Source organism: Conexibacter woesei DSM 14684, assembly GCF_000025265.1.
In the GTDB taxonomy this organism is placed as follows: Bacteria; Actinomycetota; Thermoleophilia; order Solirubrobacterales; family Solirubrobacteraceae; genus Conexibacter; species Conexibacter woesei.
In genome coordinates this window covers 5744026-5756463 of the sequence record NC_013739.1, presented here as the reverse complement: position 1 = coordinate 5756463, position 12438 = coordinate 5744026, and the positions used below count along the sequence as shown (strand labels likewise).

Here is a 12438-nt window from a genome sequence, read left to right as displayed (position 1 = left end):
TGCCGATCGTGCCCGGCTCAGGCGGCGGCGGCGACCGCCGCCTGCAGGGCCTCTTCCAGCGCGTCGCGCTGGAACGGCTTCAGCACGTGCGCGACCGGCGCCAGCTCCTGCAGATCGGGGCTCGGCGGGAAGATGCTGCAGATCACGATCGCGATCTGCGGATGGTCGGTGCGCATCGTCTGCGCCAGCTCGACCCCGCCGTTGAACGCGGGTTCGAGCAGCAGCACGTCGATCTCGCCGTCGTCATGGCCGTGAAGCCGGTCGTGGATCACGGGCTCGTGCCCGAGCCGTCGCACGGAACGCTCGAGCAGGGCACGCACGTCGGCCGACGGCTCGGCGATCAGCACTCTGGCCATCGAAGGATCATCCGGTGAACGCGCGGAGAGGGTGCATGAATCCGGTATGGAAGACGGCATGAAGATGGCCGAGGTGCTCGTCGTGGAGGACGAGGACGACGTGCGGCGGCTCGTTCGCGTGCTGCTGGAGCGCGCCGGCCACTCGGTCAGCGAGGCCGGCAACGGGATCGAGGCGCTGCGGCTGCTCAAGAGCGCGACGCCCGATCTGATCGTGCTCGACGTGACGATGCCCGAGCTGGATGGCTGGCAGACGCTTGAGCGGATCCGCGACCTCACCGAGGTCCCGGTGCTGATGCTGACCGCCCGCGCCGGCGAGCTCGACAAGGTCCGAGGGCTCAAGAGCGGCGCCGACGACTACGTCACCAAGCCGTTCGGGCGGCAGGAGTTGCTTGCTCGCGTGGAGGCGCTGCTGCGCCGCACCAGCGGCCCGCCGGAGGTGCGGCCGGCCTACAGAGACGCGATCGTGATGGTCGACTATGTCAGCCGCGAGGTGACCGTCGCCGGTCGGCCGGTGCAGCTGACGCCGCTGGAGTTCAAGCTGCTGTCGGCGTTCGTGCGCCACCCGAACGAGACGCTCGCGCGCGACCGCCTGCTGGAGCTGGTCTGGGGCGACACGGAGGGGTTCGGCGGCGACCAGGTAAAGCTCTACGTGGGCTACCTGCGCCGCAAGCTCGGCTGGGACGCGGCGGCGCCGTCGCCGATCGAGACGGTGCGCGGCTTCGGCTACCGGTACCGACCGCCGGTCGACGGCGGATCGTCGCGGTAAGCGACGAGCGGCGCCGAGCTGCTGGCCGGGTCGCTCGCGCGCACGGCGCGCAGCGGCAGCCGAACGGTGAACGTCGTGCCGACGCCGACCTCGCTGTCGACGCCGATCGTGCCGCCGTGCGCGGCGACGATCGCACGGACGATCATCAGCCCGAGCCCGACGCCCGGAACGGCGCGCGTCGTTGCGTTGGAGGCGCGGAAGAAGCGGTCGAACAGGCGCGCGTGCTCCTCGGCGGGAACGCCGACGCCGGTGTCGGAGATGTCGATCCGCGCCTCGCCGTCGGCGGCGCTGAGCCGCACCCCGACCTGCCCGCCCGAGGGCGTGAACTTGAGCGCGTTGGAGATCAGGTTGTCGAGCACCTGCGCGAGGCGGTCGCGGTCGCCGACGCACGGCACGAGCGGCGCGATCTGCGCGGTCAGCGTGATGCCGGCGTCCTCGGCGCGCGGGCGGGCCGCCTCGACCGCCTCGAGCGTCACCCGCGGCAGGTCGACCGAGCCCGGTTCGAGCAGCAGCGCGCCGGACTCGACCTGCGCCGCGAACAGCAGGTCGCCGACCAGCCGCAGCAGCCGCTGCGCGTTGCGCTCGACGATCTGCAGATAGCGATGCTGCTCCTCGTCGATCGTGGCGCCGTCCTCGCCGAGCACCAGCTCGACGTAGCCGAGGATCGCCGTCAGCGGCGTGCGCAGCTCGTGTGAGACGAGCGCGAAGAACTCCTCCTTGACGCGCTCGGCCTCGCGTTCGCCGGTCACCTCGCGCAGCACGAGCAGGCGGCCGATCACGCGTCCGTGGCCGTCACGAACGGGCGCGGCGTAGCGGGCGAACGCCCGCTGCGTCCCGAGCAGCGTGATCTCGTCGCGTGCCTCCTCGCCGCCGCCGTCGGTTGCGGCATCGAGCGGGACGAGCGTGCCGTTGTGGTCGATCGCCGTCGCGCGCTCGCCGAACGCCGCGCGCACGGCGCGCATCGGCGGGTTGTCGACGATCGGCGCGCCCTCGCGGTCGAGCAGCGCGATCGCGTCGGGCGTCGCGTCGAGCACCGCGCGCAGCACGCTCGCGCCCTCGCGCGCGGAGCGGACCGCGTCGACCAGCTCGGCGCCGCGGCTCTCCAGCTCGGCGTTCTGCCGTTGCAGCGCGGTGCGGTTGTCCTCCAGCGAGGTCGCCATCTGGTCGAACGTCTGCGCCAGCTCGGCGACCTCGCCGCTGCCGCCGTGGTCGTGCCCGACGCGCGCGTGCAGGTCGCCGGCGTCGATCGAGCGCGCCGCCTCCGCGACGCGGCGCAGCGGCGTAAGGACCGATCGGCGGATGTAGTACAAGCACGCTGCGACGAGCAGGATCGTCGCGACGATGCCGACCACGCCTGTGATCTCAGCCGAGCGGGCGATGGCGCCGGTGTGCTCGCGGCGCTTGAGCAACGATGCGCGCTGCGTCTCGACCAGCCTGTCGAGCTGCGTGACGATCGCCGCCGCGCGGCGGTCCTCGACCGCCAGCTGGGCCCTGCTGACGTCCGGATCGTCGAGGATGCCGACGTGCTCGCGGATCGCGGCGAGCTGCGCGCGCAACTGCATCGCGACGCTGTCGGTGCTGCCGCCGAGCACGCCCCGCAGCACGTCGAGCCGGTGGTCGAGGCCCGCGTCCGCGATGCGCAGCTCGCGGACGCTTGCAGCGTCCCCGCTGCGCGCCTCCCGGTGCGCCGTCTCGAAGTCCGACAGCTCGGTTTGCGCGCGGCTGGTCGCCATCACGCGCTGCGCGGTGTCGCGCGCCGCGCGATCGGTCGCGCGCAGGTCGCGTATCGCGACGAGCATCACGACGAGCACGGCGAGGAAGAGGACCGTGAGCATCCCGATCCCGGCAAGGAGCCTCCTCCGCAGACCTCCGTTGCGGTGCATCACCTCACACGGTACCGCGCGACGAGCGCACAGCGCACGGGCGGCGTACGATCGATGGATGAGCGAACAGCCGGGCGGCGTGCGGATACGAGGGATGCACGCGGCGATAGAGCGTGACGGCGTCGAGGATCTCGTCGCCGTCGAGGAGCCGCTGGAGATTCGCGTTGACGGCCGGCCGCTCGCCGTCACGATGCGCACGCCCGGCGACGACGAGCAGCTCGCGGCCGGCTTCCTCTACGGCGAAGGGCTGATCGCGCGCTGGCCGCAGGTCGGGCCGCCCGAGGATCTCGCCGGGAACGCGGTCGAGGTCCGCGGCGCGCTGCTGCGCGACCCCGGCGAGCGCCGCTTCTACACGACGTCGTCGTGCGGCGTCTGCGGCAAGGGCGCGATCGAGCAGGTCGCCGTCGACGCGCCGCGGCTGGAGCGCGACCCGCGCCTGGAGCCGGTCCCGCGCGAACTGCTGGCGAGCCTGCCGGACCGGCTCGTCCAGCCGGAGTTCGAGCGCACCGGCGGCCTGCACGCGACGGGCCTCTTCGCGCGCGACGGGACGGTCCGCTGCGTGCGCGAGGACGTCGGGCGGCACAACGCGATGGACAAGGTGATCGGGTGGGCGCTGGAGCGGGGGGAGCTGCCGCTCGGCGGCGCGCTGCTGTGCGTCAGCGGGCGCCTCTCGTTCGAGCTGGTGCAGAAGGCCGTCGTCGCCGGCGCGCCCGTGCTCGTCGGCGTCGGCGCGCCGACGTCGCTCGCGGTCGAGCTCGCGCGCGACCGCGACCTCACGCTCTGCGGCTTCGCGCGCCGCGGGCGGATCAACGTCTACAGCGGCGAGGAGCGGGTGAGATGAGCCGCATGCTCTTCCGGCAGGTGATCCACGAGGACCTCGGCTGCGCGTCGTACCTCGTCGGCGACAGAGACGCCGGCGTGGCGGCGGTCGTCGACCCGCGCTTCGACGTCGCCGAGTATCTCTCGCTCGCGCGGTACCTGGGAATGCGGATCGAGCACGTGCTGGAGACGCACACCCACGCCGATCACGTCTCCGGCCACGGCCGGCTCGCGGCAGCGACGGGCGCGACGCTCCACGTCCACCGTCTCGCGGAGGCCGAGTACGAGCACGAGCCGTTCGACGACGGCTGGCGGCTGGAGCTGGGCGGGCTGGCGATCACGGCGCTGCACACGCCCGGCCACCGGCCGGAGCACACGTCGTTCCTGCTTGCGGAGACCGAGCGCGGCGAGCAGCCGTGGGCGGTGCTGACGGGCGACACGCTGTTCGCCGGCGACGTCGCGCGGACGGACCTCGCGATCGAGGCGCACGCGGGCGCGCGCGAGATCTTCCGCTCGCTGCACGAGCGCCTGCTCGCGCTCGACGACACGACGGAGGTCTGGCCAGCGCATCTCGGCGGCTCGATGTGCGGCGGCCCGGGGATGGACCTGAAGGTCTCCTCGACGATCGGCTGGGAGCGCCGCCACAACGCGCGCCTGCAGGAGCGCGACGCGGAGCGCTGGGTCGAGCAGTCGGTCGCGGCGCTCGGGCCGCAACCGCCGAGCTTCGAGCGGATCGTGATGCTCAACCGCGGGCCGCTGATCGTCGGCGGCGCCGAGCTGCCGCCGCTGGAGCCGCGTCAGGTCGAGCTGGCGGCGGCCGCCGGCGCGATGGTCGTCGACGTCCGAACAGACGTCCAGTTCGACGACGCGCACATCCCGGGCGCGATCGTGATCCCGATCCGGCAGGCCGGCTTCGGGACGAAGCTCGCGTGGCTGCTGGCGCCCGGCCAGGCGGTGGTGCTGGTCGGCCGCGACGACGACGACGCCGAGCACGCCGCGGCGCTCGCGCTCGCGGTCGGCGCGCGCCGCTTCGCCGGCCGGCTCGCGGGCGGGATGACCTCGTGGCGGGCCGAGGGTCACGAGGTCGCGCGGATCGAACGGCTGGCGGCGGCGGACCTGTCCGCGCGGCGCGCGAGCGACGGCGAGCTGCAGGTGCTCGACGTGCGCGAGGAGGGCGAGTGGCGCGCTGGTCACCTGCGCGACTCGCTCCACGCGCCGTACCACGAGCTGTTGGAGCTGCCGGACGGCCTCGACCCGGAGCGGCCGGTCGCCGCGATCTGCGCGAGCGGCCAGCGCAGCGCGGTCGCCGCGAGCCTGCTGGCGAGCCGCGGCGTGCGCGAGGTGGTGCACGTCGTCCACGGCGGCGTCGGGACGCTCGCGCGCGCCGGCGAGCCGCTCGTGTCTTGAGGCGGCTGACTGGGAAGACTGGGGAGGTCCGCGTCCCCGCGGCCGTCCGCCGCCCCCGGAGGTGCCCGCAATGCCGGAACCCGCCCGAATCCTGCTCGTCGCCAACCGCACAGCCGCGACCGACGGTCTGCGCGATGCGGTGCGCGCCCGCGCGGCGCGCGGCCCGGTGAGATTCCACCTCGTCGTGCCCGCCCACCCGCACGGCCTGCACAAGGTCGTCGATCCGCAGGAGGGCGACCACGGCGAGGCGCAGCAGCGGCTCGAGCAGGCGCTGCCGCAGCTGAGCGCGGCCGCCGGCGCGCCGGTGACCGGCCACGTCGGCGACGCGGAGCCGCTGATGGCGATCGAGGACGCGCTCAACCAGGCGCACTACGACGAGATCGTCATCTCGACGCTGCCGCGCCGGATATCGAGATGGCTCCACCTCGACCTCGTCAGCAAGGCGAGAGGATCGGGCCTCCCGGTGACCCACGTCGAGGCGAAGGACGACGTCCAGTCGGCGGACGCGGAGATGCCGGTCGCATGAGTCGTATTCATTGAGCGTCGCCGAGGAGGTCCGCACCCTCGCGCCGACGCTCGGCTTCCTCGCGGCGGTGCTCGTGCTCGGCCACCTGTGCGAGCGCGAGGGGCTGTTCGCCGCCGCAGGCAGGCTGCTCGCCCGCCACGCCGAGGACTCGCCGCCGCGGCTGCTGGCGCTCGTCTTCGCGCTCGCGGCCGGCGTCACGGCGGTGCTCGGGCTCGACGCGACGGTCGTGCTGCTGACGCCCGTCGTGCTCGCCGGAGCGGCGACCCTGCGCCTGCGTGAGCGGCCGCACATCTACGCCTGCGTCCACCTCGCCAACGCCGCGTCGCTGCTGCTGCCCGTCTCGAACCTGACGAACCTGCTCGCCTTCCACACCGCCGACGTCTCGTTCGTCCATTTCGCGGCGCTGATGGCGCTCCCGTGGGCCGTCGTGATCGCGGTCGAGTGGGTCGTCTTCCGTCGCTTCTTCGCCGACGACCTCGCGGATCCCGACCCTCGTGCCATCGCTGCACCCGCCGCCCCGCCGCTCGCCACCGCCCCGCCGCGCGCCGCCGCCCCGCCGCACGCCGCCGCAGTGCCGCCCGCCGCCACCCCGCCCGCCGCCGACCGCGGCTCGCCGGCGCTCGCGGCCGTCGTCGTCGCCGCGACGCTCGTCGGCTTCGTCTTCAGCACACCACTCGGGGTCGACCCGGCATGGTTCGCCGCCGCCGGCGCGCTCGTGCTCGCCGTGCCGGCGCTCGCCGCCCGCCGCACGACGCCGCGTGCGCTGCTGCACGCCGCCAGCCCCGGCTTCCTGCTGTTCGTGCTGGCGCTCGGCGTCGTCGTCGCGATCGCGCTGTCGCTCGGGCTCGACGACATCGTCGACCGGATCGTCCCGCACGGCGACGGGCTGCTCGCGCTGCTCGGCGTGGCGGGCGTCGCCGCGCTGCTCGCGAACGCGGTCAACAACCTGCCCGCGACGCTGATCCTGCTGCCGGTCCTCGCGGACCGCGGCACGGGGCCGCTGCTCGCGGCGCTGATCGGCGTCAACGTCGGCCCGAACCTCACCTACACCGGCTCGCTTGCGACGCTGCTGTGGAAGCGCGTCCTGCGCGGCGGCGAGCTGGCGCCGAGATGGCGCACGTTCGTGCGGCTCGGCGCGATCTCGGTCCCGCCCGCGCTGATCGGCGGGACGGCGGCGCTGTGGCTGGCGCTGCACGCATAAGGTGCCGCACATGAAGCTCGCCACCTTCCTTCCACCGGGCAGCGACGTCCCGCACGCCGGCGAGGTGCGCGACGACCGCGTCGTCGCGTTCTCCGCCGCGCCGGAGCCCGACGGCGTCCGCGCCCGCCTCGCCTCCGGCGACCGCACGCCCGCCGCCGGCGCCGACTGGGCGCTCGCCGAGGTCGCGCTGCTCGCGCCGGTGCAGCAGCCGCGCGCGATCTTCGGGATCGGCCTCAACTACGCCGCGCACGCCGCCGAGGGCGGGCGCGAGGCGCCCGAGCAGCCGATCGTCTTCATGAAGCTGCCGTCCGCGTCGGTGCCGCCGAGCGGGCCGGTCGTCCGCCCGGCGGTCGTCAGACGGCTCGACTACGAGGCGGAGTTGGTCGTCGTGCTCGGCTCGGACGGGCAGATCGCCGGCTTCGCGGTCGCCGACGACGTCAGCGCGCGCGACCTGCAGCGGCGCGAGTCGCAGTGGACCCGCGCGAAGGGCGCGGACACGTTCTGCCCGTGGGGACCGTGGATCACGACCGTCGACGAGCTGTCCGTCGAGCAGGCGGAGGACCTGCGGATCCGCTCGTGGGTCAACGGCGAGCCGCGCCAGGACTCGCGCACCTCCGACCTGATCTTCGGCTGCGAGGCGCTCGTCGCCTTCCTGCGCGAGACGTGCACGCTGGCGCCGGGCGACCTGATCCTGACGGGTACGCCGAGCGGCGTCGGCGCGTACATGGATCCGCGGCGGTTCCTCGACCCGGGCGACGTCGTGCGGATCGAGATCGAGCGGCTGGGCGCGATCGAGCACCCGATCGCGTAGAGCGGCGAGACGCGCGCGCCGCGGTGCGCGGGAACGGCCCGCCGCTAGTGCTTCGTGATGACGCGGTCGATGAGGCCGTACTCGACGGCCTCGTCGGGCTTGAAGAAGCGGTCGCGCTCCATGTCGTGGTTGACTCTTTCCTCCGGCTGCCCGGTGTGGAACGCGTAGATCTCGTCGATCCGCTTGCGCGTCTTGATGATCTCTCTGGCGTGGATCTCGATGTCGGTCGACTGACCCTCGAAGCCGGCCGACGGCTGGTGGATCAGGATCCGGCTGTTGGGCAGCGACATGCGCTTGCCTCTGGCGCCGCCCATCAGCAGCAGCGAGCCCATCGACATCGCGATGCCGCAGCAGATCGTCTGCACGTCGGGCTTGATGAACTGCATCGTGTCGTAGATCGCGAGACCCGCGTAGATCGACCCGCCCGGCGAGTTGATGTAGATCGAGATGTCCTTGTCGGGGTCGCTCGACTCCAGGTGGAGGAGCTGCGCCACGATCAGGTTCGCGACCTGGTCGTCGACCGCTGTGCCGAGGAAGATGATTCGCTCGTTGAGCAGGCGGCTGTAGATGTCGAACTCGCGTTCGCCGCGCGCAGTGCGCTCGATGACCATCGGGACGAGGGGCATGTGCGGATCGGACCTCCTTGGTGGCGCGGGTGAGATCGGCTGGGCGCCGAGTGCAGCTCGTCAACTCTGGCAGATCGGCCGTTCAGGCGACCCGCAGCACCGCCGCGCCCTCGAACGCGCCCGCGCGCAGGTCGGCGAGCGCCTGCTCGGCGGCGGCGAGCGGGTAGGTCGTCACCTGGGTCCGCAGCGGCACCCGCGGCGCGAGCGCGAGGAACGCCTCGCCGTCGGCGCGCGTCAGGTTGGCGACCGATCTGAGCGTCCGCTCGCCCCATACGTCGACGTAGGGGAAGGAGGGGATGTCGCTCATGTGGATGCCGGCGCAGATCACGCTGCCGCCGCGCGCGACGGCGCGCAGCGCGAGCGGCACGAGCGCGCCGACGGGCGCGAAGATCAACGCCGCGTCCAGCTCCTCCGGCGGCCGCTCGGCGCTCGCGCCGGCCCAGACGGCGCCCAGCTCGCGGGCGAACTGCTGCCCGGCGACGTCACGCTCGCGCGTGAACGCGAAGACCCGCCGCCCCTCGTGGACGGCGACCTGGCAGATCAGGTGCGCCGCGGCGCCGAAGCCGTAGAGCCCGACGCGCTCGGCGTCGCCGGCCATCTGGAAGGCGCGGTAGCCGATCAGGCCCGCGCACAGCAGCGGCGCCACCTGCTCGTCGCTGAAGCCGTCGCTCGCCGGCAGCGGGAAGCAGAAGCGCGCGTCGGCGACGGCCAGCTCGGCGTAGCCGCCGTCGATGTCGCAGCCGGTGAAGCGCGCCTTCGCGCAGAGGTTCTCGCGCCCGCTGGTGCAGTAGCGGCAGACGCCGCAGGTCCAGCCGAGCCACGGCACCCCGACGCGCGCGCCGATCCCTGCCCGCGTCCCGGACTCGACGTCTCCGCCGATCACCTCGCCGACGATCTGATGGCCGAGCACGAGCGGCTGGTGGCCGGCCGCCAGTTCCCCGTCGCGCAGGTGCAGGTCGGTGCGGCAGACGCCGCACGCGCGCACGCGCAGCAGCAGCTCCCCCGGTCCAGGCAGCGGCTCGGCCAGCTCGGCCGCGCTTAGCGGCTGCCCCGGCTCCGTCAGCACCATCGCGCGCATGCGACGAGCATCCCCGCCGCCGCCGCGCACGTACCGCGCCCGCTACTTCGCCAGGCGTTCCAGCACGGCGCGCTCCTCGTCGAGGATGCGTCTGATGCGTGCCTGGAACTCTCTGTCGTTGCGGCGCGCCTCGATGTGATCGCCGATCGCCGTTCGCACGGCGTCCGACACCGTCGTCTCGTCGACGCGGGCGACGGCTTCGAGTTCTCTGGCCTGCTCGTCTGGCAGACGAAGAGTCATAGAGCGCACTTCCATTCCCCCTCAGACTAGCAATGGACACCACCCTGAATAGGTAGCAAGATACCAACTAGAACTGGTATTGCAATACCACGGTATCTGTTCTGGTACGTTCCGGACCGTGTCCGGCCTCCCGCTTGCGGACTTCCTCCTGATCGCCGAGGCGGTGATCGGCGTCGATTCGGCGCGCCTCGAGCGACTTCCCGGAATCGCACGCGCCGAGTCTGCGCTCGCTGCGCCGAACGCCGGCTTCGGGGACGTCGAGCTCTACCCCGAGCTGCACAAGAAGGCCGCGATCCTCTGCTCGCGGATCGTCCGCAACCACCCGCTGCCCGACGGGAACAAGCGCGTGGGGTATGTCTGCATGATCGAGTTCATCCGTCGCAACGGCGCCGTGGGCGCCCGTCGCGAGCCTTGACGAGCGCGCCGAGACGATCGAGCGGCTGGCGGCCGGCACGCTGACCGAGGACGACTTCGCCGCCTGGGTCGCGCGTCAGATCGCCTGAACTACGCCTTCAGCTTCTTGCCCGTCGCGAACAGCCAGCTGCTCCAGGCGATCATCGCGGCGGCGAGCGCGGCCATCACGCCGAGCGACAGCCAGACGGAGACGTCGCTGACGCCAAGGAAGCCGTAGCGGACGGCGTTGATGACGAAGAACAGCGGGTTGACGTGCGAGATCTCCTGCCACGGCGAGGGCAGCGTGTCGACCGAGTAGAAGGTGCCGCCGAGGAACGAGAGCGGCACGATCACGATGTTCTGCACGAAGCTGGCGTGGTCCCACGACTGCGCGTAGACGCCGACGATCACGCCGAGCGAGGAGAAGATCACCAGCGCCAGGACGACGGCGATCAGCAGCACGAACGGATCGTGGATCGGCACCGAGACGACCGGCAGCGAGATCAGCACGAGCACGACCGCGATGATCAGCGCGCGCACGGCGCCGCCGAGCGAGAGGCCGAGGTTGACCTCCCAGCTCTTCATCGGCGAGGCGAGCACGTCGTTGATGTAGCGGTCGAAGCGCGCCTGGAAGACCGACGAGGAGTTGTTCGTGTACGCCGCCTGGACCATCGCCATCGTGACGAGGCCGGGGACGATGAAGACGTCGTAGTCGATCCCGTCGACGCCGCTGATGCGGCTGCCGAGCGACAGCCCGAAGACGAGGATGAAGAGGAACGAGGCGACTACCGGTGCGGCGATCGTCTGCTGCCACAGCTTCAGCACGCGGTTGACCTCGCGGCCGCTGAGCGAGATCAGGCCGCGGTGGCGGTCGGCGAGCGACGACCCGCCGCCGGGGGCGGCGGTGGGCGCGTCCGGGGTCGTTGCGCTCATGCGGCGGCCGCCATCGCCTTGACGTACACGTCCGCGAGCGTCTCGACGCCGTAGTGCGAGCGCAGCCCGTCGGCCGAGTCACGCGCGAGCAGCTGCCCGCCGCGGATCAGCGCGATCTCGGCGCACAGCTCCTCGGCCTCCTCGAGGTAGTGCGTCGTCAGCAGCACGGTCGTGCCCTCGCCGTGCAGGCGGCGGATGTACTGCCACAGGTCGATCCGCAGCTCGAAGTCGACGCCGGCGGTCGGCTCGTCGAGGATCAGCAGCGGCGGCTCGTGCATCAGCGCACGGGCGATCAGCAGGCGCCGGCGCATGCCGCCGGAGAGCTTTGGCGCGCGCGTCTTCGCCTTCCCGCTGAGGTCGAAGATCTCCATCATCTCCTTCGCGCGCCTGCGTGCGCGAGCCGGCTCCATCCCGTAGTAGCCGCCGTGGTAGAGCAGCGTCTCCTCGACGTCGAGGAAGCGGTCGAGGTTGATGTCCTGCTCGGCGAGGCCGATCAGCCTGCGCGCGTCGGCGTTGCGATGGTCGTGGCCGAAGATGCGTATCTCGCCGCCGGTCGTGCGGATCAGGTTGCAGACGGCGCTGATGAGCGTCGTCTTGCCGGCGCCGTTGGGGCCGAGCAGCCCGAAGAACTCGCCGGCCGGCACGGTCAGGTCGAAGTCCTCCAAGGCGAGGAACCCGTCGTCGTAGCGCTTGGTGAGCCCCCGCAGCTCGAGCGCCGGAGTGGAAGTGGTTGCGTGGTCCATCACCTTCGAGGCTAGTACACGTCGCGGTACCCTCCGTGCCCGATGTTCCCGGTCAACGTCCCCAACGTCCTCACGGTCCTGCGGATCCTGCTCGTGCCGGTGCTCGTCGTCGCGCTGCTCGACGAGACGCCGAACGGCGACCTGTGGGCGGCGATCGTCTTCGCCGTCGCGTCGCTGACCGACCTGCTCGACGGCTACCTCGCGCGCACGCGCAACGCGATCACGACGTTCGGGAAGCTGATGGACCCGATCGCCGACAAGCTGCTGATCATCGCCGCGCTGGTGGCGCTCGTCTCGCTCGGCCGCGTCGCCGCGTGGGTCGCGATGGTGATCATCGCGCGCGAGTTCGCCGTCACCGCGCTGCGGATGGCCGCGACCTCGCAGGGCGTCGTGATCTCCGCCAGCTTCTTCGGCAAGCTCAAGACCTGCTTCCAGATCGCGATGGTGATGGCGCTGATCCTGGCGGGCAGCGTGCTGTGGGTCGACCTGCTCGTCTACGCCACGGTCGCGGTCACGGTCGCGTCGGGCGCCGACTACTTCTTCGGCCTGCGGCGGACGCTCGGCGCGCGCGACCGCGCTGGATCCTCGCCCGGGGGCTCGGATCCAGTTGGAAGAACTCGCCCGGGGGCTCCTTCTTCCAGCGCGTGACGCGGCGC

General features: G+C 72.3%; 15 protein-coding genes. 8 read left to right on the top strand and 7 right to left on the bottom strand.

Features of this window, described 5'->3' with window-relative positions; translation table 11 throughout:
* Window positions 1-17: 17 nt before the first annotated feature.
* Entirely contained in the window at window positions 18-356 is a 339-nt protein-coding gene (locus tag CWOE_RS27025; protein WP_012936838.1) for a DNA-binding transcriptional response regulator, read from the bottom strand.
* A 46-nt stretch (window positions 357-402) separates the two neighbouring features.
* Here CWOE_RS27025 and CWOE_RS27020 point away from each other — a divergent pair, with 46 nt between their 5' ends.
* Window positions 403-1122, top strand: coding sequence for a response regulator transcription factor (locus tag CWOE_RS27020; RefSeq protein WP_201447072.1), 720 nt, complete (start codon window positions 403-405; stop codon window positions 1120-1122).
* On the opposite strand, the gene CWOE_RS31570 is transcribed toward CWOE_RS27020, so the two are convergent.
* Entirely contained in the window at window positions 1080-3005 is a 1926-nt protein-coding gene (locus tag CWOE_RS31570) for a sensor histidine kinase (protein WP_081425531.1), read from the bottom strand. The genes CWOE_RS27020 and CWOE_RS31570 overlap by 43 nt on opposite strands.
* A gap of 58 nt (window positions 3006-3063) precedes the next feature.
* On the opposite strand from CWOE_RS31570, the gene fdhD reads away from it, so the two are divergent.
* From fdhD to CWOE_RS26990, 5 genes are all read left to right on the top strand, one after another.
* On the top strand, window positions 3064-3846 hold the full coding sequence (gene fdhD, locus CWOE_RS27010) for a formate dehydrogenase accessory sulfurtransferase FdhD (RefSeq protein ID WP_041731057.1): 783 nt from the start codon (window positions 3064-3066) through the stop codon (window positions 3844-3846).
* Window positions 3843-5231 (top strand): MBL fold metallo-hydrolase, encoded by a 1389-nt coding sequence (locus CWOE_RS27005; RefSeq protein WP_012936834.1) that lies wholly within the window; start codon window positions 3843-3845, stop codon window positions 5229-5231. The genes fdhD and CWOE_RS27005 overlap by 4 nt, the downstream gene beginning before the upstream one ends.
* 70 nt (window positions 5232-5301) lie before the next feature.
* On the top strand, window positions 5302-5757 hold the full coding sequence (locus tag CWOE_RS27000) for a hypothetical protein (RefSeq protein WP_012936833.1): 456 nt from the start codon (window positions 5302-5304) through the stop codon (window positions 5755-5757).
* 10 nt (window positions 5758-5767) lie between these two features.
* Window positions 5768-6958, top strand: coding sequence for an SLC13 family permease (locus tag CWOE_RS26995; RefSeq protein ID WP_012936832.1), 1191 nt, complete (start codon window positions 5768-5770; stop codon window positions 6956-6958).
* Between the two features lie 10 nt (window positions 6959-6968).
* On the top strand, window positions 6969-7769 hold the full coding sequence (locus CWOE_RS26990) for a fumarylacetoacetate hydrolase family protein (RefSeq protein WP_012936831.1): 801 nt from the start codon (window positions 6969-6971) through the stop codon (window positions 7767-7769).
* Between the two features lie 44 nt (window positions 7770-7813).
* Here the strand turns inward: CWOE_RS26990 and clpP are convergent, their stop codons facing one another.
* The 3 genes from clpP to CWOE_RS26975 form a co-directional block, all read right to left on the bottom strand.
* On the bottom strand, window positions 7814-8395 hold the full coding sequence (gene clpP / locus CWOE_RS26985) for an ATP-dependent Clp endopeptidase proteolytic subunit ClpP (RefSeq protein WP_012936830.1): 582 nt from the start codon (window positions 8393-8395) through the stop codon (window positions 7814-7816).
* A gap of 82 nt (window positions 8396-8477) precedes the next feature.
* Window positions 8478-9473, bottom strand: a complete 996-nt coding sequence (locus CWOE_RS26980; RefSeq protein ID WP_012936829.1) for a zinc-dependent alcohol dehydrogenase family protein — start codon at window positions 9471-9473, stop codon at window positions 8478-8480.
* Window positions 9474-9515: 42 nt separating this feature from the next.
* Entirely contained in the window at window positions 9516-9713 is a 198-nt protein-coding gene (locus tag CWOE_RS26975) for a hypothetical protein (protein ID WP_041731055.1), read from the bottom strand.
* Between the two features lie 118 nt (window positions 9714-9831).
* Here CWOE_RS26975 and CWOE_RS26970 point away from each other — a divergent pair, with 118 nt between their 5' ends.
* A complete protein-coding gene (locus CWOE_RS26970; RefSeq protein ID WP_012936827.1) occupies window positions 9832-10128 on the top strand; it encodes a type II toxin-antitoxin system death-on-curing family toxin in 297 nt (98 codons plus the stop codon).
* A gap of 89 nt (window positions 10129-10217) precedes the next feature.
* On the opposite strand, the gene CWOE_RS26965 is transcribed toward CWOE_RS26970, so the two are convergent.
* Both CWOE_RS26965 and CWOE_RS26960 read right to left on the bottom strand, forming a co-directional pair.
* Window positions 10218-11039 (bottom strand): ABC transporter permease, encoded by an 822-nt coding sequence (locus tag CWOE_RS26965; RefSeq protein ID WP_012936826.1) that lies wholly within the window; start codon window positions 11037-11039, stop codon window positions 10218-10220.
* Window positions 11036-11782, bottom strand: a complete 747-nt coding sequence (locus tag CWOE_RS26960; RefSeq protein ID WP_012936825.1) for an ABC transporter ATP-binding protein — start codon at window positions 11780-11782, stop codon at window positions 11036-11038. Before CWOE_RS26960 ends, CWOE_RS26965 begins: the two co-directional genes overlap by 4 nt.
* Before the next feature lie 42 nt (window positions 11783-11824).
* Here CWOE_RS26960 and pgsA point away from each other — a divergent pair, with 42 nt between their 5' ends.
* A complete protein-coding gene (pgsA, locus tag CWOE_RS26955) occupies window positions 11825-12430 on the top strand; it encodes a CDP-diacylglycerol--glycerol-3-phosphate 3-phosphatidyltransferase (protein WP_012936824.1) in 606 nt (201 codons plus the stop codon).
* The last annotated feature ends 8 nt before the right edge of the window (window positions 12431-12438 follow it).

Coding starts and splice junctions, on each gene's coding strand:
- CWOE_RS26965 (WP_012936826.1), bottom strand. CDS start 11,039: ATGAGCGCAACGACCCCGGACGCGCCCACCGCCGCCCCCGGCGGCGGG.
- CWOE_RS31570 (WP_081425531.1), bottom strand. CDS start 3,005: ATGCACCGCAACGGAGGTCTGCGGAGGAGGCTCCTTGCCGGGATCGGG.
- CWOE_RS27020 (WP_201447072.1), top strand. CDS start 403: ATGGAAGACGGCATGAAGATGGCCGAGGTGCTCGTCGTGGAGGACGAG.
- CWOE_RS27025 (WP_012936838.1), bottom strand. CDS start 356: ATGGCCAGAGTGCTGATCGCCGAGCCGTCGGCCGACGTGCGTGCCCTG.
- clpP (WP_012936830.1), bottom strand. CDS start 8,395: ATGCCCCTCGTCCCGATGGTCATCGAGCGCACTGCGCGCGGCGAACGC.
- CWOE_RS26975 (WP_041731055.1), bottom strand. CDS start 9,713: ATGACTCTTCGTCTGCCAGACGAGCAGGCCAGAGAACTCGAAGCCGTC.
- CWOE_RS26990 (WP_012936831.1), top strand. CDS start 6,969: ATGAAGCTCGCCACCTTCCTTCCACCGGGCAGCGACGTCCCGCACGCC.
- CWOE_RS26960 (WP_012936825.1), bottom strand. CDS start 11,782: ATGGACCACGCAACCACTTCCACTCCGGCGCTCGAGCTGCGGGGGCTC.
- CWOE_RS26980 (WP_012936829.1), bottom strand. CDS start 9,473: ATGCGCGCGATGGTGCTGACGGAGCCGGGGCAGCCGCTAAGCGCGGCC.
- pgsA (WP_012936824.1), top strand. CDS start 11,825: ATGTTCCCGGTCAACGTCCCCAACGTCCTCACGGTCCTGCGGATCCTG.
- CWOE_RS27005 (WP_012936834.1), top strand. CDS start 3,843: ATGAGCCGCATGCTCTTCCGGCAGGTGATCCACGAGGACCTCGGCTGC.
- fdhD (WP_041731057.1), top strand. CDS start 3,064: ATGAGCGAACAGCCGGGCGGCGTGCGGATACGAGGGATGCACGCGGCG.
- CWOE_RS27000 (WP_012936833.1), top strand. CDS start 5,302: ATGCCGGAACCCGCCCGAATCCTGCTCGTCGCCAACCGCACAGCCGCG.